Annotated in this window: 15 protein-coding genes; 9 read left to right on the top strand and 6 right to left on the bottom strand. The window is 71.3% G+C overall.

All coding sequences use genetic code 11. The annotated features are described in order from the left end of the window. Positions 1-50: 50 nt before the first annotated feature. On the bottom strand, positions 51-1,463 hold the full coding sequence (locus ACFYOB_RS27115; protein ID WP_388563697.1) for a family 2B encapsulin nanocompartment shell protein: 1,413 nt from the start codon (positions 1,461-1,463) through the stop codon (positions 51-53). 232 nt (positions 1,464-1,695) lie between these two features. After that, complete coding sequence (locus ACFYOB_RS27110) at positions 1,696-2,682, bottom strand: aldo/keto reductase (RefSeq protein WP_388563695.1); 987 nt, start codon at positions 2,680-2,682, stop codon at positions 1,696-1,698. 195 nt (positions 2,683-2,877) lie between these two features. On the opposite strand from ACFYOB_RS27110, the gene dacB reads away from it, so the two are divergent. The 3 genes from dacB (at position 2,878) to ACFYOB_RS27095 (ending at position 7,116) form a co-directional block, all read left to right on the top strand. Then, the gene (dacB, locus tag ACFYOB_RS27105) at positions 2,878-4,509 is read left to right on the top strand and encodes a D-alanyl-D-alanine carboxypeptidase/D-alanyl-D-alanine-endopeptidase (protein WP_388563693.1); all 1,632 of its coding nucleotides are present in this window, start codon (positions 2,878-2,880) and stop codon (positions 4,507-4,509) included. A 230-nt stretch (positions 4,510-4,739) separates the two neighbouring features. After that, on the top strand, positions 4,740-5,834 hold the full coding sequence (locus ACFYOB_RS27100) for a substrate-binding domain-containing protein (protein WP_388563691.1): 1,095 nt from the start codon (positions 4,740-4,742) through the stop codon (positions 5,832-5,834). 100 nt (positions 5,835-5,934) lie between these two features. Further along, the gene (locus tag ACFYOB_RS27095; protein ID WP_388563689.1) at positions 5,935-7,116 is read left to right on the top strand and encodes a copper resistance D family protein; all 1,182 of its coding nucleotides are present in this window, start codon (positions 5,935-5,937) and stop codon (positions 7,114-7,116) included. On the opposite strand, the gene ACFYOB_RS27090 is transcribed toward ACFYOB_RS27095, so the two are convergent. Next, the gene (locus ACFYOB_RS27090) at positions 7,111-8,169 is read right to left on the bottom strand and encodes an aldo/keto reductase (RefSeq protein ID WP_388563687.1); all 1,059 of its coding nucleotides are present in this window, start codon (positions 8,167-8,169) and stop codon (positions 7,111-7,113) included. The two genes, ACFYOB_RS27095 and ACFYOB_RS27090, sit on opposite strands and share 6 nt — an antisense overlap. Positions 8,170-8,265: 96 nt before the next feature. On the opposite strand from ACFYOB_RS27090, the gene ACFYOB_RS27085 reads away from it, so the two are divergent. After that, positions 8,266-8,874 (top strand): TetR/AcrR family transcriptional regulator, encoded by a 609-nt coding sequence (locus ACFYOB_RS27085; protein ID WP_388563685.1) that lies wholly within the window; start codon positions 8,266-8,268, stop codon positions 8,872-8,874. Between the two features lie 38 nt (positions 8,875-8,912). Here ACFYOB_RS27085 and ACFYOB_RS27080 read toward each other — a convergent pair whose 3' ends face one another. Further along, positions 8,913-9,386, bottom strand: a complete 474-nt coding sequence (locus tag ACFYOB_RS27080; protein WP_388563683.1) for a carboxymuconolactone decarboxylase family protein — start codon at positions 9,384-9,386, stop codon at positions 8,913-8,915. Positions 9,387-9,558: 172 nt separating this feature from the next. On the opposite strand from ACFYOB_RS27080, the gene ACFYOB_RS27075 reads away from it, so the two are divergent. The 4 genes from ACFYOB_RS27075 to ACFYOB_RS27060 all read left to right on the top strand — a co-directional run bounded on the left by ACFYOB_RS27075 (position 9,559) and on the right by ACFYOB_RS27060 (position 15,587). Continuing rightward, on the top strand, positions 9,559-9,858 hold the full coding sequence (locus ACFYOB_RS27075) for a trypco2 family protein (RefSeq protein ID WP_388563681.1): 300 nt from the start codon (positions 9,559-9,561) through the stop codon (positions 9,856-9,858). A 28-nt stretch (positions 9,859-9,886) separates the two neighbouring features. Continuing rightward, entirely contained in the window at positions 9,887-12,598 is a 2,712-nt protein-coding gene (locus ACFYOB_RS27070) for a tetratricopeptide repeat protein (protein WP_388563679.1), read from the top strand. A gap of 91 nt (positions 12,599-12,689) precedes the next feature. Then, positions 12,690-14,759 (top strand): protein kinase, encoded by a 2,070-nt coding sequence (locus ACFYOB_RS27065; RefSeq protein WP_388563677.1) that lies wholly within the window; start codon positions 12,690-12,692, stop codon positions 14,757-14,759. 99 nt (positions 14,760-14,858) lie between these two features. After that, entirely contained in the window at positions 14,859-15,587 is a 729-nt protein-coding gene (locus ACFYOB_RS27060) for a TetR-like C-terminal domain-containing protein (RefSeq protein ID WP_388563675.1), read from the top strand. A gap of 51 nt (positions 15,588-15,638) precedes the next feature. Here ACFYOB_RS27060 and ACFYOB_RS27055 read toward each other — a convergent pair whose 3' ends face one another. Then, positions 15,639-16,298: a hypothetical protein gene (locus tag ACFYOB_RS27055; RefSeq protein WP_388563673.1), complete on the bottom strand. Its 660-nt coding sequence runs from the start codon at positions 16,296-16,298 to the stop codon at positions 15,639-15,641. A gap of 152 nt (positions 16,299-16,450) precedes the next feature. On the opposite strand from ACFYOB_RS27055, the gene ACFYOB_RS27050 reads away from it, so the two are divergent. Beyond that, a complete protein-coding gene (locus ACFYOB_RS27050) occupies positions 16,451-17,374 on the top strand; it encodes a cobalamin-binding protein (RefSeq protein WP_388563671.1) in 924 nt (307 codons plus the stop codon). 28 nt (positions 17,375-17,402) lie between these two features. On the opposite strand, the gene ACFYOB_RS27045 is transcribed toward ACFYOB_RS27050, so the two are convergent. Continuing rightward, complete coding sequence (locus ACFYOB_RS27045; protein WP_388563669.1) at positions 17,403-18,827, bottom strand: short-chain fatty acyl-CoA regulator family protein; 1,425 nt, start codon at positions 18,825-18,827, stop codon at positions 17,403-17,405. Positions 18,828-18,942: the final 115 nt, after the last annotated feature.

Raw genomic sequence — 18,942 nt, 5'->3', positions numbered from 1 at the left:
TGCTCGAACGGCCCGGGAAGGTCCGGGCTGCCATGGCCGTCGGGCAGGCCCTAGTCGCGCCGGCGGGCGATCTGCACGTTCTCCAGCACGCCGAGCGCGTCGGGCACCAGGACGGCCGCGGAGTAGTACGTGGTGACCAGGTAGGAAATGATCGACCGCTCGTCGATCCCCATGAAGCGCACGGACAGGCCCGGCTCGTACTCCTCCGGCAGACCGGTCTGGTGCAGACCGATGACGCCCTGGTTGTCCGCGCCGGTTCGCATGGCGAGGATCGAGCTGGTGTTCTCCTTGCTGATGGGGATCTTGTTGCAGGGCAGGATCGGGACCCCGCGCCAGGCCGGGACCTGCTGCCCGCCGACGTCGACGTGGTCCGGGTAGAGCCCGCGGGCGTTGAGCTCGCGCCCGATCGCCGCGATCGTCCTGGGGTGGGCGAGGAAGAGCTTGGTGCCGCGGCGGCGGCAGAGCAGCTCGTCGAGGTCGTCCGGAGTGGGCGGGCCGGAGTGGGTCTGGATCCGCTGCTTGAAGTCGGCGTTGTGGAGCAGACCGAACTCCCGGTTGTTGACCAGCTCGTGCTCCTGGCGCTCGCGCAGCGCCTCGATGGTGAGCCGGAGCTGCTCCTCGGTCTGGTTCATCGGCTCGTTGTACAGGTCGGCGACCCGCGTGTGGACCCGCAGAACGGTCTGCGCGATGGAGAGTTCGTACTCACGCGGATTGAGCTCGTAGTCGACGAAGGCGCCGGGCAGCTCGGCTTCGCCCGTGTGACCGGCCGACATCGCGATCTCGGCCTCGCCGTGCTTGTTCTGCCGCTGATGGGGCAGCGCGCTGAACTCCCGGATGTGAGCCTGGAGGCTCGGTGCCGAGGCCAGCACGGCGGCGAAGTCGGCGCGCGACAGGGTGAGCAGGGTGCCGGCGGTCTCGGCGGTGGCGGTGTAGTCCCACCCGGCGCCCCCGTCCAGCAGGGCGTTCTCACCGAACCGGTCGCCGTCGGCGAGTACGGCGACGGCTACGTCGTCGCCGTACTTGCCGACGGAGGTCTGGTTGATCCGGCCGTGGGCGATCAGGTGGATGTGCTCGGAGGGGGCACCGCGCTCGACCAGCACCTCGCCCGCACGGAAGTCGCGCTGGACGCACCGGCCGGCGAGCGCGTTCAGTACCTCCACGTCGTCGAAGCCGCGCAGCAGGGCCAGTTCGCCGAGTTCGCGGGGGATCACCCGGACGTTGGCACCGTCCTGCACGAACTCGATGCGCCCGTCGCCGACGGCGTAGCTCAGCCGCCGGTTCACCCGGTAGGTGCCGCCCTTGGTCTGCACCCAGGGGAGCATCCTCAGCAGCCAGCGGGAGGTGATCTCCTGCATCTGGGGGGCGGACTTGGTCGTGGTGGCAAGGTTGCGGGCGGCCGCCGTGCCCAGGCTGGACTGCCGAGGCTGCTCCAGCTGCGCTTCCGGGCTCGTGTCAACGGTCATCGGGCGAGGTCTCCTTCGTAAGGGCGGCGATCGGCGTAGTGCGCGTCACCGGATTGAAAGAGGAAAAAGGGGGACGAATATCAGGGAATCCGTCCAGATACCCGGGAACACTAACGACCGGTGCACCCACCCGACTAACAGAAGCCCTCGGTCTTACCTCGAAGTAGTGATCTTGTGCCGTGCAGAGTTTGCATGGGTGCTCGACGATATTCAGCCAGGTCCGGGGGCTGGCTCAGCTGTTGATGAAGGTGAGGCTGGTCGCGTCGTAGCGGGTGCCCGCGATCTGCTCGGCCGGGGCGGCGGCCTCGATGGCGGCGAGATCCTCGGGCGACAGCTCGACGGCCAGGGCCGCGAGGTTCTCCTCCAGGTACCGCTGCCGCCGGGTGCCGGGGATCGGCACCACGTCGGCGCCCCGGTGCTGCACCCAGGCCAGCGCGAGCTGGCCGGTGGTGACACCCTTCGCCGCGGCCAGCTCGTCGAGCTGGGCGACGATCTTCAGGTTCCGTTCGAGGTTGCCGTCGGCGAAGCGCGGCTGGCTGCGCCGCACGTCGGTCTCGGCCATCCCGTCGACCGAGCTGTACCGGCCCGTCAGGAAGCCGCGCCCGAGCGGGGAGAACGGGACCAGGCCGATGCCGAGCTCGCGGCAGACCGGGGCGATCTCCGCCTCCAGGTCGCGGGTCCACAGCGACCACTCGCTCTGCAGCGCGGTGATCGGGTGCACCGCGTGCGCCCTGCGGATGGTGCCCGCGCCTGCCTCGGACAGCCCGAGGTGGCGGACCTTCCCGGTCCGTACCAGCTCGGCCATCGCGCCGACGGTCTCCTCGATCGGCACCTGCGGATCGACCCGGTGCTGGTAGTAGAGGTCGATGTGGTCGACCCCGAGCCGGCGAAGCGACGCCTCGCACGCCTGCCGCACGTAGGCGGCGTCGCCGCGGACCCGGGTGGGCTCGCCCAGGCGGTTCGCGAAGCCGAACTTCGTTGCCAGCACCACCTCGTCGCGACGCCCGGCGACGGCCCTCCCGATCAGTTCTTCGTTGTGCCCGGCACCGTAGAAGTCGGAGGTGTCCAAGAAGGTCACCCCGAGGTCGAGCGCACGGTGGAGTGTTGCGATCGACTGCGCGTCGTCCGTGGCGCCGTATCCGTGACTCATGCCCATGCATCCCAGGCCCTGCGCGGAGACCGCCAGGTTGCCCAGGTGCCGGGTGTGGATGTCGGTCATGCTGTTGCCTCCTGAGCTCGAAATCATCTGCCCAGGACGCTAGGAGTTGGAGCACACTCCATGTCAACCGGCCATCGCACTCCCCGATGGGCCCAAGTCGGCCGTCCGGGGCGACGTGCGGGCCGTATCGTGCCGTGCCACCCTGGTCACAGGCCTCGGGGCCGGAGAAGACAGCCGCGACGAACGGAGCGCGCTGTGGCAGATCCGATCCGCTTCGCGGCGCTGCGGCGCCGTGTGGCCGCCGCCTGCGCCGCCCTGCTGCTGGTGGCGCTCGCCTCGGGTACGGGTGCCCGAGCGGCCCCGTCGCCCTCGCCCTCGCCGACTCCGTGGCCTACCGGTGTGGGAGATCCGGGCCGGCTCGACCCGCGCATCACGGAGATCATGCGGAAGCCGGAGTACCGCAACGCCCAGTGGGGACTGCTGCAGACCGAACCGGCCGACGGACGGGTGCTGCACAGCCTGTTCCCCGGACAGTTCTTCATCCCCGGTTCCACGGCGAAGCTGTTCCCCATCTCCGGCACGTGGCAGACCCTCGGCGCCGACCACCGCTTCGTGACCCCCCTCTACGCGGTCGGGGAGCGTCACGGGGCGGTGCTGACCGGCAACCTCGACCTCGTCGCCCAGGGCGACCTCACCCTGGGCGGCCGGACGCGCCCCGACGGCACCGTCGCGTACACCGACCTCGACCACACCTATGCCAACGACTTCCCCGGGGCGACCCTCACCCCGGAGAACCCGCTCGCCGGGATCGACCTGCTGGCCCGGCAGGTCCGTGACTCCGGCATCACCCGCGTCGACGGCGACGTGATCGTCGACAGCCGGCTCTTCGCCCCCGACCCGGTCCTCGACCCCACCCCGACGCCCCTGATCATCAACGACAACCTCATCGACCTGCTGACCACACCCGGCCACCGGGCGGGCGCGGACGCCCGGTCGGACTGGCGGCCGAAGGTCGCGCCGTACGCGGTCACGTCCACCGTGAAGACCGTCGCTGCCGGGAAGCCGACGAACATCACGGTGACCGCCACCGAAGGCGGCACCCGGATCCGCCTGTCCGGCACGATCGCGGCGGACGCCGAGCCGGTGCTGCGCACCTCCCCCATCACGGATCCGGCAGCGTTCGGCCGGACCGCCCTGATCGAGGCGCTCGGCCGGGACGGGGTGCACGTCACCGGCGACGCGACGGGTCCCAACCCGGTCGCCCGGCTGCCGCGCGACTACGACGGCCGTCCGCGGGTTGCGGCGTACACCTCTCCCCCGTACGAGCAGTACGCCAAGCTGATCCTCAAGGTGAGTCACAACCTGGGCGCCAACCTGGCCATCTGTCTGATGGCCGTCACCACCGGCAGCAACCAGTGCGCCGACGGCTTCCCGGTGCTCTCCGGCTTCCTGGAGCGGGCGGGCGTCGACCGCGGACAGGTGCAGCTCATGGACGGCCGGGGCGGCAACCCCGCCGACCGGGCCACGCCCCAGGCGCTGGTACAGATGCTGGCGTACTGGCAGCACACCCCGGACGCGCGGCGCTTCCGGGAGGCCCTGCCCGTCCTCGGCGTCGACGGTCTGCTCGCCGAGAACTGCCGGAGCTGCCCGGCGCGCGGGAAGGTGTTCGGGAAGACCGGCGCGGCCGTCGGAGGCGACTCGCTCAACGACCGGCTCGCCGTAGGCGCCATCACCATCGCCGGCTACCTCGACAAGGGCGGCGGCCGCTTCGACCCCTTTTTCGCGGGCGTCAACGGCGCATCCACACCGACGGCCAACCCCGTCGACGTGGTGGCCATCGCGGGCGACCTGGCCATGATCGCCGCGTACCTCCAGGAGTCGCCCTGACCCGGCGAGTTGATCGTCGGGGCGAACTTTTTTTGGTTCAGAAGTTGAAGTGACATCGGGGGGTCAATTGTACTGAAAAACCGGGTGAAACGCCGAATTGCGCGATTGCGGATAGTGATGGCAACGTTGCCATCTCGTTAATAGTTCACTTCTTGACGGTGGTCTCCTCGCCGAGTTGACTGCGTCTACCTCGGCCGCAACGACACGGCCTCGTCAGGGAGGTTTACATCGTGAACACGCATCTGGGTCGTGCCGCCGTGGCTGTCGCCGCTTCCGCGATCACCGTCTCGCTCGCCGCCTGCGGCGCGGAGGATGCCGACGGGAGACCGGGGGCCTCCGAGGCGATCAAGGTCGGCCTCCTGCTTCCGGAGAACCAGACCGCGCGCTACGAGAAGTTCGACAAGCCGCTCATCGAGAAGGAGGTCTCCAGACTCACGCGCGGCAAGGGCAAAGTCGTCTACGCCAACGCCAAGCAGAACGCGGCCGCCCAGAACTCGCAGGTCGACATGATGATCGCCAACAAGGTGAACGTCCTCATCATCGACGCCGTGGACGCGAAGGCCATCGCCGGCTCGGTCAAGAAGGCGAAGGACGCGGGCATCCCGGTCGTCGCCTACGACCGTCTCGCGGAGGGCCCGATCGACGCCTACACCTCCTTCGACAACGAGGACGTCGGCAAGGTCCAGGGCAAGGCGCTGCTGGAGGCGCTGGGCGACAAGGCCAAGGACGGCCAGATCGTCATGATGAACGGCTCGGTCACCGACCCGAACGCCAAGGGCTTCAAGTCCGGTGCGCACTTCGTCCTCGACGGCAAGGTGAACGTCGGCAAGGAGTACGACACCGTCGAGTGGAAGCCGGAGAACGCCAACACCAACATGACGGCCGCGCTCTCCGCGCTCGGCAAGGGGAAGATCATCGGCGTCTACTCCGCCAACGACGGCATGGCGGGCGGCATCATCTCCGCCCTCAAGGCTGCCGGCGTGTCCAACCTGCCGCCGGTCACGGGCCAGGACGCCGAACTCGCCGGTGTGCAGCGGATCGTCGCGGGCGAGCAGTACATGACCGTCTACAAGCGGTACGCCCCCGAGGCCGCGGCCGCCGCGGAGATGGCCGTCACCCTGGCCCAGGGAGAGAAGATCGACGGGATCATCAACCAGATCGTCGACAGCCCGACGACCAAGGGTGTGCGATCGGTGCTCGTCCCGGGTGTCCCGCTGACCAAGGCCAACGTGAAGTCCACCGTGGTCGATGACGGCGTCTACACGGTCGCCGAGATCTGCACGGACAGGCTCAAGTCCGCGTGCGAAGAGATCGGCCTGAAGTAGCGGGGACCCGGCCCGCCCGCGCGGGCCGGCCCGAGATAACAGTTTGATCATGCACATGCGAGAGAGGGGAGTGCGGGAGTACTTAGGTTAGCCTGCCCTTATGATTTCCATATCCCTGGCCGCCGAGGCCGGTTACGCCGTGCCTCCGCTGTGGCGCATCCTCACCAAGTCCGGCTACTTCATCGGCCTGTCCGGGGCGATCGGCGCCACCGTGACCTACGCGGCCTCCGTCCGCCCCGCACTGCGCGCACCGGGGAACGACAGCGGTGACGTCGACGTCATGAGACGAAGAACTGCCGGGTACCTCGCCTGGGCGGGGGTGGTGCTGTTGGTCGCGGGCTACTTCCAGCTGGCCGGCCGCGTGGCCCGGGCCGGCAAGGGCATGCCGTTCGGTGACGCTCTCGCGCCGGGACGGATCTGGGACTTCCTGACGGCGCCGGCGGCTAAGGGGGCCTGGGTCGCGCAGGGCACGATCTACGTGGTTCAGAACCTCGTACTGGTCCTCGCTTCCGCCGTCCTGATCTCGCTGTTCCTCCCCCGGGCGCGCCGGCACCTGAACGCCCTGGCGATGACCAGCCTGCCCCTGACGCTCGCAGTCACGCTCGTCGCCGCGGTCCCGGCCACCAAGCCGAAGGACGGGGACAAGTGGCTGGACCTCGTGTTCGGCCAGACCCACATCGTCAGCGGCGTGGTCTGGGTCGGCGGGCTGGCCCTGCTCGCCGCCCTCGCCGGCGCCCGCAGCCGTATGAGCGAGGGCGCGGGCGCCCTGTGGGCCGACATCTGGCGCCGCTTCGCCTTCGTCGCCCTCGTCTGCGTCGGCGCGGTGTTCACCTCCGGTCTGTGGATGAGCTGGAAGCACGTCGGCGCCGTCAGCCAGCTCTGGACGACGACCTACGGACTCTTCCTGCTCGTCAAGATCCTGCTGGTCCTCGGCATGGTCACGGCCGGCGGCATCAACCAGTTCTGGCTGATGCCCCGTATCGCCCGGGCCCGCCGCGACGACGCGACGTCCTCGCTCCTGCACCTGACGCTGGGACACTTCCCGAAGGTGGTCTGGGCCGAGGTGGCCCTCGGGCTCGGCGTCCTGGCCATCGTCCCCTTCCTCGGCGGCTCGGCCCGTTCCGAGGCGGGCAGTCCCCCGGCCGTGTCGAGCGGCAGCGTCTTCGCCATGGGCGCCGTCCTCGTCCTCGCCCTCGCGGCTTCGCTCTACATCACGGTCAGGACCTCCGACGCGCTTGCCCGGCGCACCGCCGGGGCAGCGACCGCCGCCGCGGGGTCATGACGCCCGCCGCGGCGCGGCGGAGATCATCGGCGGGTTGAGGCGCGCGAAGCCTTCCTGCCGTTCGTACGGGAAGTACGGGTACGGCGCCGGCTTGTGACTCGCGGCGTCGAGCCGGGCCACCTGCTCCGCCGTCAGCGTCCAGCCGACCGCGCCGATGTTCTGGCGGAGCTGTTCCTCGTTGCGCGCTCCGATGATGACGGAGGACACCGTGGGACGCTGCAGCAGCCAGTTGATGGCCACCTGCGGGATCGTCCTGCCGGTGTCCTTCGCCACCTCGTCGAGCGCGTCCACGACATCGAAGAGGTGCGCGTCCTCCACCGGCGGCCCGTAGTCGGCGGTCTGGTGGAGCCGGCTCTGCGTCGGCAGCGGCAGGCCCCGGCGCAGCTTCCCCGTCAGGCGCCCCCAGCCCAGGGGGCTCCAGACCATCGCGCCGACGCCCTGGTCGTGACCGAGGGGCATCAACTCCCATTCGTAGTCGCGGCCGACGAGCGAGTAGTAGACCTGGTGCGCCACGTACCGGGGGTAGCCGCGCTCGTCGGCCGCGGCCAGGGACTTCATCAGCTGCCAGCCCGCGAAGTTGGACACGCCGACGTACCGGATCTTGCCGGCCCGCACCAGCAGGTCGAGCGCGGCCAGCACCTCCTCGACCGGGGTGCCGGCGTCGAAGGCGTGCATCTGGAAGAGGTCGATGTGATCGGTGCCGAGCCGGCGCAGGGCGTCCTCCGTCGCCTTGATCAGGCGCGAGCGGGACGAGCCGGCGTCCCCCGGCCCGTCGCCCATCGGCAGGCCGGTCTTGGTCGACAGGAGGACCTGGTCCCGCCTGCCCCGGATCGCCTCCCCCAGTACCTCCTCCGACGCCCCCGCCGAGTACACGTCGGCGGTGTCGAACATCGTGATGCCCGCTTCCAGGCAGATGTCCACGAGCCGGCGCGCCTCCTGCGTGTCCGTGCTGCCCCAGGCGCCGAACAGCGGCCCCTGGCCGCCGAACGTGCCGGCCCCGAAGCTCAGGGCGGGAACCTTGAGACCGGACGCACCGAGCTGCCTGTATTCCATGACGGACTCCTTCAGCGAGCGTTAACAGCACCACAGACCCTTTAAGGTGGGTCCAACGTAACAGCGAACGACGACTAATGGAACCGGAGACCCGTTATGAAGACCAGAGATCCCGATCCGGGGACCGTGCGTCCCGGGGGCCGTACGGCGCGGGTTCGGGCGGCGGTGCTGCAGGCGGCCGGGGACACCCTGGCGGAGGCGGGCTTCCACGGACTGGATCTCGCCGAGGTCGCCCGGCGAGCCGAGGTGGGCAAGACGACCGTGTACCGCCGCTGGGGAACCGTGGCCGCCCTCGTCGCCGACCTGCTGACGGACATGGCCGAGCAGTCGCTGCCGCACACCGAGACGGGTTCCCTGCTCGAAGACCTCCGGGCCAACGCCCTGCTCGTACGGCGCACGTTGACGGACTCCCGCCAGGGCGCGCTGTTCAAGGCGGTGATCGCCGCGGCCACGACCGACGAGAGGACGGCCGAGGCCCTGCACCGCTTCTACGAGGTACGCGTCGCGGAGTGGGCGCCGTGCGTCCGACAAGCCGTCGAGCGGGGCGAGTTGCCTACGGGTACTGACGCGGAAGAAGTGGTCCGGGCCGTCTCGGCCCCGCTGTACTACCGGTTCCTGGTCACCGGCGCCCCCCTCGACGAAGCCGCGGCGGAGCAGGCGGTGCGAGCAGCCGTGGCGGCGGCGCGCGCGGGGGCCTTCACCTGAGAGGCGCCCCGGCTGCCGCCGCCGGTCGCGTACGACCGTTATCCGAACTGTCCGGGCTGGTAGTCCCCGGCGGGCTGCTGGACCATGACGTTCACCCGGTTGAATGCGTTGATGATGGCGATGAGCGACACCAGGGCGGCGAGCTGGTCCTCGTCGTAGTGCTTGGCGGCGTCGGCCCAGGCCTCGTCGGTGACGCCACCGGCCGCGTCGGCTATGCGGGTGCCCTGCTCCGCCAGCTCCAGGGCGGCGCGCTCGGCATCGGTGAACACCTTGGCCTCCCGCCAGGCCGCGACCAGGTTGAGGCGGGTGGAGGTCTCCCCGGCGTGCGCGGCGTCCTTGGTGTGCATGTCGGTGCAGAAACCGCAGCCGTTGATCTGGCTGGCGCGGATCTTCACCAGCTCCTGGGTCGCGGCCGGCAGCGTCGAGTCCGAGACCGCCTTGTTCGCCGAGACGAAGTGCCTGAGGGACTTGGCCGCGACCGCGTTGTCGAAGAGGTTCAAACGCGCATCCATGGTGCACTCCTTGCCGTTGTCGATGGTTACGCCTCTTTGACACAGCGGCTCGGCAAGATGTGACAGGCCCCGAATGTGACGTGCGTCTCCCCTGAAGTGGCTTTCGCTTCCGGAGTGGGAAGACTTGCCCCGCGCCCGTACGAGGGCGGGGGCATCCGGAGGGGGAACAGCGGTGAAGCTGGGGCTCGCGGAAACCATAGCGGCGTTGCGTACCGAGCTGGACGAGGCCGTCGCGGCGGCCGACGGCGCCGGCATCCGGTTCGAAGTCGGCCATATCGAGCTGGAGTTCCACGTCGGAGTGACGCGTCAGGGCGGCGGCAAGGCAGGGGTGCGCTTCTGGGTGGTGGAGATGGAGAGCGAGGGCTCGTACGCCAGGGAACAGGTACAACGGATCACGCTCACACTCCAGCCTCCCGTGAACGGCCAGGGGGAGACCGTCAAGGTGTTCGACGAGAGTCACCAGAAGCCCTGAACCGTGCCGACAGACGGGACGACGAACGGTGAACCTGACGGATCACGCAGTGGAGGTACTGCGCCGACGCCCGGCCGGGGCCGGTCGATCCGCGTGGACCGTGGGCTCGGGCCACGCGGTCGGCGCCTCGTACGTGCTCACGGCGGCGCACAACGTGACGACCGGCCCCGCCCCGGACGAGGAGGTCCTGGTCCGCCGACTCGATCACCGCGAGTACAGGGCGGCCGTGGTGGCCGCCGGGCCACCGGGCGGCCCCGACATCGCCGTGCTGCACGTGGCGGACGAGGACTTCCCCCGGCCCCCGTCCAAGGTGGCGTTCGCCCGGATCGACCGGAGCGGGATCACCCCCGTACCGGACTGCTGGGCGATGGGCTTTCCGGGATTCAACACGCACCCGGCGCACGCCCCGGACCTGCCCCGGCTACGGGACAGCGTCGAGGTGTACGGCAGCGTCCTGCCCGGGTTCCACATCCGGCGCGGACTGCTGCACCTGGAGACCGGCGCCACCCCGCCCGCCCCGCCCGCCGGGTCGGCGCGCAGATCGCAGTGGCAGGGCATGTCGGGAGCCGTGGTGTTCGTGCAGGATCCCGTGCACGGCCCGCTCGCCGTGGGGGTGATCTCCGGGCACCACGGCCCGGAGGGGCCTTCGTCCCTGACCGTCGTGCCGGTGACCGAACTCGCCGCCCTCGACGGCAGCCGCAGCAGCCGGTGGTGGCGGCAGCTCGGCCTCGGGGCCTGGGTCACCGTCCGCCCGCGTTCCCCGTCCGTCCCTTCGCGTCCCGCCGTCGCCAGCGGCGGACGGCTGGCCCTGGGCCGGCCCAGCGCTCACTTCACCGACCGCGAGCAGGAGGCCGCCGAGGCCACGGCCCTGCTCACCCGGGAACTCGGCGAGTCCGTCCCGGTCGTCGTCCTGTACGGCATGGGCGGCGTCGGCAAGACCACGCTCGCCCGGCAGCTCGGCCACCGGCTGGGGTCCGTCTTCCCGTACGCGCGCGTCCTGGTCGACCTCGGCGGAGCCTCCGAAGCGGCCGTCTCCACCGACGCCGCCGTCGTCCAGCTCCTCGGCCACCTCGGTGTGAAGCCCGACCTGATGCCCCACGAACCGGACGAACGGCGCCGCGAGCTCAGGCGCATCCTGCGCCAGGGCCCCAGCCTCGTCGTCATCGACAACGCGGTGAGCGCCCGGCAGGTGGAACCGCTGCTCCCGGACGCGCCGGGCAGCGCGGCCGTCGTGACGAGCCGTTCGGCGCTCACGGCGCTCGAAGGGGCCGACCTGCTGCCGCTCGACCCGCTGCCTGATGACGAAGGACTGCGCCTGTTCGAACGGATGGTGGGCAGCCGGGCGGTCTTCGACCGGGAGGCCTGCCGTTCCATCGTCACGCTGGTGGGCGGGCTGCCGCTGGCGATCCGTGTCACTGCGGCGGCCGCCGCCTCGCCGACGCTGCGCCGTCGTCCCCTGTCGGTCCTCGCCGACAGACTCGCCGGCAACAGGGCATCACTACTCGGCCTACGGACCGGAGACACAGGATTGCGCAGCAGCTTCGACCTCAGCTACCAGCTCCTACGGGAGGACACCCAGGGCTTCTTCCGCTGTCTGGGCCTCCTGCCCGGCGTCGACTTCAGCGCCGAGGCCGCCGCCGGGGCCACCAAGCTGTCCGCGCAGCACGCGGAGGCACTGCTCGCCGAACTCGCCGACCAGCAACTGGTGGAGATCCGGGGCGAGGCGGTCGCCCGGTACCAGCTCCACGACATGCTGCGGCTCTACGCTCGCGAACGGGCGGAGAACGAGGACCCCGAACCGCACCGGAAGGCCACCCTGCGCCGTGCCGTCCAGTGGTACGAGCGGTCACTGGCCGCGTGGATGTCCCTGCCCGGCGCGCACGAACGGCCGCCCGAGGAGGCGCTCGCCTGGTACGCCCAGGAGCACACCAACGTGCAGGCAGGCCTGCGCGCCGCCCACGAGAGCGGCGAATGGGACCTGGTCACCGCGCTGGCCACGTCGTTGTACGGGCTGCTCGCGTACCGCGGGAGGTGGGAGGACCTCGAAGCCGCCAAGGCGTGGGCGGTGGAGGCGGCACGGGAACAGCAAGACGGTCCCGCCGAACTGGGCTCGCTCATCCATCTGGCCGAGGCCCGGCGCCTGCTCGGCCGCACCGACGGCATCGCCGCGCTGTACGAGCGGGCCCTGGAGATCACCACCGAGCGCGGGGACGACGGCCGCCGTGGCTGGGTGCTCACGCACTACGGCGACTTCGCATGCCAGTCGGGCCACCCGGAGGAAGGCATGCTCCGGTACGCGGAGGCAGGCCGTATCTACGACGCGCAGGGCGACACCGGGGCGCGGATCTGGCTCGCCGCCCACATCTCGGACGCCCAGTTGCAGAGCGGGCGCCCGGACGACGCCGTGAGCACCCAGGAGGAGGCACTGCGGCTGAGCCGGGACCGGGGCAATCCCGGCGAGGAGGCCTGGTGCGCGTGGCATCTCGCTCTAGCGTACGACGCGGCGGGCCGCTACCCGGAGGCCGAGAGCACGCTCGGCTCCGCGATCGCCTTCCACCGGGCCGAGCGGGACCGCGGCGCTCTCGCCACCATGCTCACCGCCCTCGGCCGCGTCCAGGAACACAGCGGTCGGCCCGACCTCGCCCGCGAGGCGCTGCGGGAGGCGCTCGCCCTCGTCCGCAGCCTGGACGCCCCGAGCCGCGAGGAGGAGATCCGCGCCGAGCTCGCACGCCTGTCGTGATCCGGTGGCCGAAAAGCGCCGAGCTTGACTGATGGTCGGCGCTGCAGGTAGGGAGGGGCTGTCATCGCGCAAGGTGTGAAACGGGGGACCCATGAAGCCGCTCGAAACGGGCGATCCCACCTCGGTCGGCGAGGGCCGCTACCGACTGGTGGGACGGCTCGGCCAGGGGGGCATGGGTGTCGTCTACCTGGGCCGGTCCCAGTCCGGCCGTGCGGTGGCCGTCAAGGTCGTACGTCCCGAGCTGAGCACCGAGCCGGGGTTCAAGCGCAGGTTCGCCGACGAGGTCGCGGCCGCGCGGCGGGTCGGCGGCTTCCACACCGCACCGGTCGTGGACGCGGACCCGGACGGGGAGCCGGCCTGGCTGGTAACCGCCTTCGTCCCCGGCCCCACCCTGCAAGCGGTGCTCGCGCGCGTCGGGTCGCTGCCCCTGGACACCCTCACCGTACTGGCGGCCGGCCTGGCCGAGGCCCTGGAGGCGATCCACCGGGCCGGGGTCATCCATCGCGACCTCAAGCCCGCGAACATCATCATCGCGGAGGACGGGCCGCGCGTCATCGACTTCGGCATCGCGCGCGCCCTGGACGGAACGGCTCTGACCCAGACCGGCCTGCAGATCGGCACGCCGGGATTCCTGGCACCCGAGCAACTCACCAGTGGCGCCGTCACCCCCGCGGTCGACATGTTCGCTCTGGGAGTGGTGCTCACCCAGGCGGCGGGTGGCTCCCCGTTCGGCGACGGCCCGTCGGCGGCCCGGCACTACAAGGTCGTCCATGAGGAACCGGACCTGACCGCCGTCCCCGGTGAGCTCCGCGAAGCCGTCGCCGCCTGCCTGTCCAAGGACCCGCAGGCACGTCCCACTCCGTCGGCCTTCCTGGGCAGCCTGACGATCCGCCACGCGGCCGGTGACTGCTGGCTGCCGGACGCGGCAACACAACTGCTGCCCCGGCAGGAGCCGGATGCGCAGCCCGCCGCGCCGGGTGCGCCGCGCGACACCCCGGGAGCGCAGCACCCTGCGCCGGGACCGGACGCCCACCAGGTCACAGATGCGGAGCCCCGTAGGCAGCAGCCCAGGACCGAGACCTCGGCGGTGGGCACGGGGCCCGCGGCGCCGCCCACCCCCACCCCCATCCCGACACCCCGGCCCGGAGCCGCGGGCGGGCCGCAGCAGACCGCTGACGCGGAGCCCCGGCGCCGCCGCGCGGTCGTTGCGGCAGCGCTCGTGATCTCCCTCGCGGCCGGCGGACTGCTCGTGTGGCATCCCTGGACCGGCTCCCCCGACGACAACGCCAAGCCCGGCGCGCTCACGCCGACCGGATCCGCCTCCACCCCCGCCCCCTTCCCCACCGACCCCCTGCTGATCCGGCAGGACACCGCCCCGGGCTGGCCCGGGACGTGTCACGGCGTGATCGCCCGCCGGGACGCCGCGGCCGCCACGCCCGTGCAGCTCGTCGCAGGGGGCGCGTGCGACACCCTGCCCCAGTGGTCCCCCGACCGCAGGTCCTTCGCGTTCACCCGCTCCACGTCCGAGGGGTCGGCGGTCTGGACCGCCAACGCCGACGGCTCGAACGCGCGGCGGGTCGCCTCCATCGCCGGCGGCAGGGTGTCCTGGTCGCCGGACGGCAGCCGGCTCGCCGTACTCCGCAAGAAGGACGGCGTACAGCAACTGTTCGTGGTCACCGTCGCCGATGGCTCCGCCACCCAGATCACCACGGGCGCGGGCCAGGTCGAGGATCCCGCGTGGTCTCCGGACGGCAAGCGCATCGCCGTCTGTCTGCAGACGGCGCCCGAGAACTGGCAGATCCACGTGGTCGACCCCGCAGCCCCGGACCGCGCGCCCCAGCAGGTGACCCGGCTGCCCCATCCGGCGCTCGACCCCGTGTGGTCCCCGGACGGCACGACCTTCGCGTACACCGCGGGGACGTACGGCACGGGCAGTCAGGGCGACATCCGTCTCGTGGACGCCGACGGCACGCACGATCGTGACCTGGTGGCCACCGCCGCCCACGAGATGGACCCCACCTGGTCCGTCGACGGCACCTGGGTGGCATTCGTCCGCGGCCCGTACGAGAAGCCCGTCGTCTGGGCCGTGCGCACCGACGGGACGGGCGAGCGTGCGCTCACCACCGGTACCTCCTCCGAAGGCCACCCCGGCTGGCGCTGAGGTTCCCCGACGGTCGGGGGTGGCCGGATCACCGTCCGCGGTAGGGGAGTTCGGGAGGCCGCACCCAAGGCTGTCGGCGCCGCCGGGTACGGTTCCGGCATGGACGTTTCAGCAACAGGTTCGACCGTCGGCAATGTGACGGCGTCGACGGTGATCAAGGACACCGCGCGGCAGCAGCTGGGGAAGCTGGGTGCCGGAGGGCTGTCCCTGGATGCCGTGGCGCGCGACAGCGGTCTTGCCGTCACCGATGTGGAATCCCTCTTCCCGCACCGGGACGACCTGCTGACCGCACTGGTCATCGACGCCTACAACGCGTCCGGCGCCGCGATGGAGCGGGCGGACGGGGCCGCGGTGCAGGCCCGTGCGTCTGCCGGTGCACGGCTCCTGTCGGTCACGCGCGCCCTGCGGCAGTGGTCCTTCGACAACCCCGCTGAGTTCACGCTGATCTACGGCTCGCCGGTGCCGGGCTACCACGCCCCGCAGGACACGGTGCCGCCCGCCTCGCGCACCCCCGCGGTACTCGCCGGCATCGTGCGGTCTGCGCTGGAGGGCGGTGAACTCACCCCGCCCCGGCGGACGGTACCCGGCCCGCCGCTGCTCCTGCCGGCGGCCACGGAGCTCTTCGGCGGCGTGCCGGAGGCCCCCTTCTCGGACATCCTCGAGCGCGGCATCGTCCTGTGGAGCAATCTGGTCGGACTCCTGGTGTTCCAGGTCTTCAGCCGTACCCACGACAGTGTCAGGGACGAAGCCGCGTTCTTCGACTACGCCATCGCCGTGGCGGCCGAGAGCATCGGACTCGTCGTCCCCCTGGACGAGAACACCGGCTGAACGGTCCGTCGCACAGCCTGAGCTCGCCGCGCCCCGCCTGGCCTATCCCGCCTATGCGACGAACTCTTCGTCCCCGAAGCGGACTTGGGCGGCGTTCCAGTCGACGCCGAGAGCGGCGGTGAACTTCCGGGCGAGCCCGAGGTCTTCGAGCGGGGCGACGAGGATGAGCTGCCCGTCGAGGGCGACCGAACCGCCGCCGAGCCGGTCGCGGGCCTCGGGGTCGGCGATCAGCGCGTCGTGCAGGCGGGTCGCGCTGACGCCGTCGGCCCGGATCTCGACCGCGTCGGTGTCCGGGGCGGTGCGCGGCAGGCACCGGAAGGTGAGGACCGATTCCTGGTGGTACTGCTTGGCGATGACGCCGGCGATGTGGTGCAGCCCGTCGCGGCCGGCCTTGTTGACCTCGAACTCGCGCGAGCGCTCGTACGTGGGCTGCTTCAGGTCGTCGGACCAGAACACGCCGTCGAGCAGGGTCGAGGCGCCGGGCCTCGCGCCGTTGGCGTGGATGATCTTCCGTACCTCGTGGTCGAAGCGCATCAGGCGGGTCTGGAGCCGGGGGTCGGCGGGGTCCGTGATGATCGCGGTGTTGTCGGTGGCGAAGATCTGCGCTGCCGGGCAGTCGGGGTATGACGGGGCGGCCTGGGCGACGCCTTCCGCACCGACCGATCCCAGCGCGAGGACTCCGACAGCGACCAGGACGCGCAGTTGCTTCATCCCTCAACTCCCTTTCCATCTGCTGGACATCGCATTGACGTGCCGCGCCGCCGGCGGCCGCGGCCGGATCATCCTAGGACGGTGGGACGGCGATGATGTGCGGGAATGACACGAATGGCGGACAAGGGACCGGCCTGTCCTAGAGTCGGCGCATGCGCATCGTCTCTCTGCTGCCCGCGGCCACCGACATCGTGGCCGACCTCGGTCTGGCCGGTGACCTGGTGGGCCGTACCCACGAGTGCGACTGGCCGGCCGAGGTGATCGGCCCGGTCCCGGTCGTCACGGGCGCGGAGTTCGCCGCCGACACGCTCACCAGCCGGGAGATCTCCGACGCGGTCGGGGGCGCCGCCCACTCCGGCTCCTCGCTCTACACGCTGGACACCGAGGCGCTGGCGGACCTTGCCCCGGACGTCATCCTCACGCAGGACCTGTGCGACGTCTGCGCCGTGTCGTACCAGGGCGTGTCCGAGGCCGTACGTGTCCGCGGCGGCCCCGGGCCACGGGTGCTGAGTCTGGAACCGCGCACGCTGGACGAGGTACTGGACTGCCTGGTCACCGTGGGCGAACTGCTCGGCGTGCGGGACCGGGCCGAGCGGCGGCGAGCCGAACTGCGGGAGCGCCTGGCGCACGTGGCGCGCCTGACGAAGGGCCTGCCCCGCCCCCGGGTGGCCGCCATCGAATGGCTCGACCCCCTGTGGCCGGCGGGGCATTGGGTGCCCGAGCAGATCGTCACCGCGGGCGGGCAGGCGCTACTCGCCTCGCCCGGCGAGCACACCAGGCCGGTCACCTGGGAGGCGCTGCGTGCGGCCCGCCCAGATGTCGCGCTCGTCCTTCCCTGCGGCTTCTCCCCCGAACGCACCGTGCGCGAGGTGGATCTCCTGACCTCGCTCCCCGGCTGGGCGGACCTGCCTGCCGCACGCGCGGGTCAGGTGTGGGTGCTGGACGGGCCCGCGTACTTCAACCGGCCGGGTCCTCGGGTGGTCCGGGGCGCGGAGGTGCTGGCGCACGTTCTGCACGGGGTCAGGGCCGGGGAGCCGGTGACGGAGCGGGAAGCCAGGCGGTTGGGCGCGCCGTAGCCGGTCGCGAGATGTCCGGACAACGCAACTAGGTCCCGTCGCGGGCCCCGTCGCGGGCTTCGCCGACGATCCGGTACGGGACGAAGGTGCTGGAGTTCTCGTCCACGGCCAGGGGCCGGCCGAGCGGAGGCACCGCTCGCTGGGGGCAGTCGAGCCGTTCGCACAGGCGGCATCCCATGCCGATCGGGGTGGCGGCGGCGGTGTTGTCGAGGTCGAGTCCGTCGGAGTAGACGAGGCGGGACGCGTGCCGGATCTCGCAGCCCAGCCCGATGGCGAAGGTCTTGCCGGGTTCGCCCCAGCCGCCGCGGTGGCGGGTGACGGCGCGGGCCGTCCACAGGTAGCGCCCGCCGTCGGGCATGGCGGCGATCTGGACGTGGATGCGGCCGGGCGCGGCGAAGGCCTCGTACACGTTCCACAGCGGACAGGTGCCGCCCGCGCGGGAGAAGTGGAAGCCGGTGGCCGACTGCCGCTTGGACATGTTGCCCGCCCGGTCCACCCGGACGAAGGAGAACGGGACGCCGCGCAGCCGGGGCCGCTGGAGTGTGCTCAGCCGGTGGCAGACGGTCTCGTAGCCGACACCGAAGTGGTCCGTGAGGCGTTCGATGTCGTACCGGTACTCCTCGGCGGCCGCGTGGAAGGCGGTGTACGGGAGGATCAGTCCGGCGGCGAAGTAGCTGGCGATCCCGATCCGCGCCAGGGCGTGCTCGGTGGAGCCGTCCGGAAAGTCCTCGGCGGCCAGCTGGTCCAGCTCTTCGCCGTACTCCAGCAGGGCCAGTTGGGTGGCCATGCGAAATGCCTGCTGGCCGGGGCGCAGCCGGGCCGAGAGACGCAGGACCCGGGCGGCGGGGTCGTAGTGGTGGAGCATGTCGGTGGCGGAGGTGACCCGCACCTGATGGCGCTCCGTGAGCCTCCGGGCGAGGGCTCGCAGGACGTCGCCCGGGCGGATGCCGATCTCGCGGGCGAGGCTCTCGGCGGCGAGGTCCGTGTCGTGCAGGTAGTTCTGGCGGCGGTAGAAGAATTCCCGGATCTCCTCGTGCGGGGAGCGGGGCGCGCCGGCGGCGCCGTCCCTGCTCTCCGCGGCGTCCGAGAGCCGCTCGGCGAGCACCTGGCCGCGTCGGCCGAGGTCCAGGAGGACCTGCGCGACGGCGGGCATCCGCGAGGCGAGTTCCGCAAGGTCGGAAGGGGACACGCGGGCCTCGGCGACCTCACCCGCGAGGGCTTCGCGCAGGTCCGCCACCAGGCGGCTGGTGTCGCGTTCCGAGAAGAAGCCGGGGTCGACGCCGAAGGCCTCGGTCAGGCGAAGCAGGACCGGTACGGTCAGCGGCCGCGAGTCGTGCTCCATCTGGTTGAGGTAGCTGGGTGAGATGCCGAGGACCCGGGCCAGTTCCGCCTGGCTCATCCGCCGCTCCTCGCGCAGCCGCCTCAGCCGCGTTCCCGCGTAGGTCTTGCTCACCGCGCCCCTCGCCCACTCGTCCACCCGCCCCGGCCCGTCCGAACAGTCGTCAGCGTACGCGAGGATCCGACCGCTCCGACCTTTGCAAGATTCGCAAAAGCCCTTCAGAAGATTC

This window comes from Streptomyces sp. NPDC006463 (assembly GCF_042870715.1).
Lineage (GTDB): Bacteria > Actinomycetota > Actinomycetes > Streptomycetales > Streptomycetaceae > Streptomyces.
This window is presented reverse-complemented; position numbering and strand designations above follow the sequence as displayed.

Coding starts and splice junctions, on each gene's coding strand:
- ACFYOB_RS27115 (WP_388563697.1), bottom strand. CDS start 1,463: ATGACCGTTGACACGAGCCCGGAAGCGCAGCTGGAGCAGCCTCGGCAG.
- ACFYOB_RS27110 (WP_388563695.1), bottom strand. CDS start 2,682: ATGACCGACATCCACACCCGGCACCTGGGCAACCTGGCGGTCTCCGCG.
- ACFYOB_RS27095 (WP_388563689.1), top strand. CDS start 5,935: ATGATTTCCATATCCCTGGCCGCCGAGGCCGGTTACGCCGTGCCTCCG.
- ACFYOB_RS27090 (WP_388563687.1), bottom strand. CDS start 8,169: ATGGAATACAGGCAGCTCGGTGCGTCCGGTCTCAAGGTTCCCGCCCTG.
- ACFYOB_RS27085 (WP_388563685.1), top strand. CDS start 8,266: ATGAAGACCAGAGATCCCGATCCGGGGACCGTGCGTCCCGGGGGCCGT.
- ACFYOB_RS27080 (WP_388563683.1), bottom strand. CDS start 9,386: ATGGATGCGCGTTTGAACCTCTTCGACAACGCGGTCGCGGCCAAGTCC.
- ACFYOB_RS27065 (WP_388563677.1), top strand. CDS start 12,690: ATGAAGCCGCTCGAAACGGGCGATCCCACCTCGGTCGGCGAGGGCCGC.
- ACFYOB_RS27060 (WP_388563675.1), top strand. CDS start 14,859: ATGGACGTTTCAGCAACAGGTTCGACCGTCGGCAATGTGACGGCGTCG.
- ACFYOB_RS27055 (WP_388563673.1), bottom strand. CDS start 16,298: ATGAAGCAACTGCGCGTCCTGGTCGCTGTCGGAGTCCTCGCGCTGGGA.
- ACFYOB_RS27050 (WP_388563671.1), top strand. CDS start 16,451: ATGCGCATCGTCTCTCTGCTGCCCGCGGCCACCGACATCGTGGCCGAC.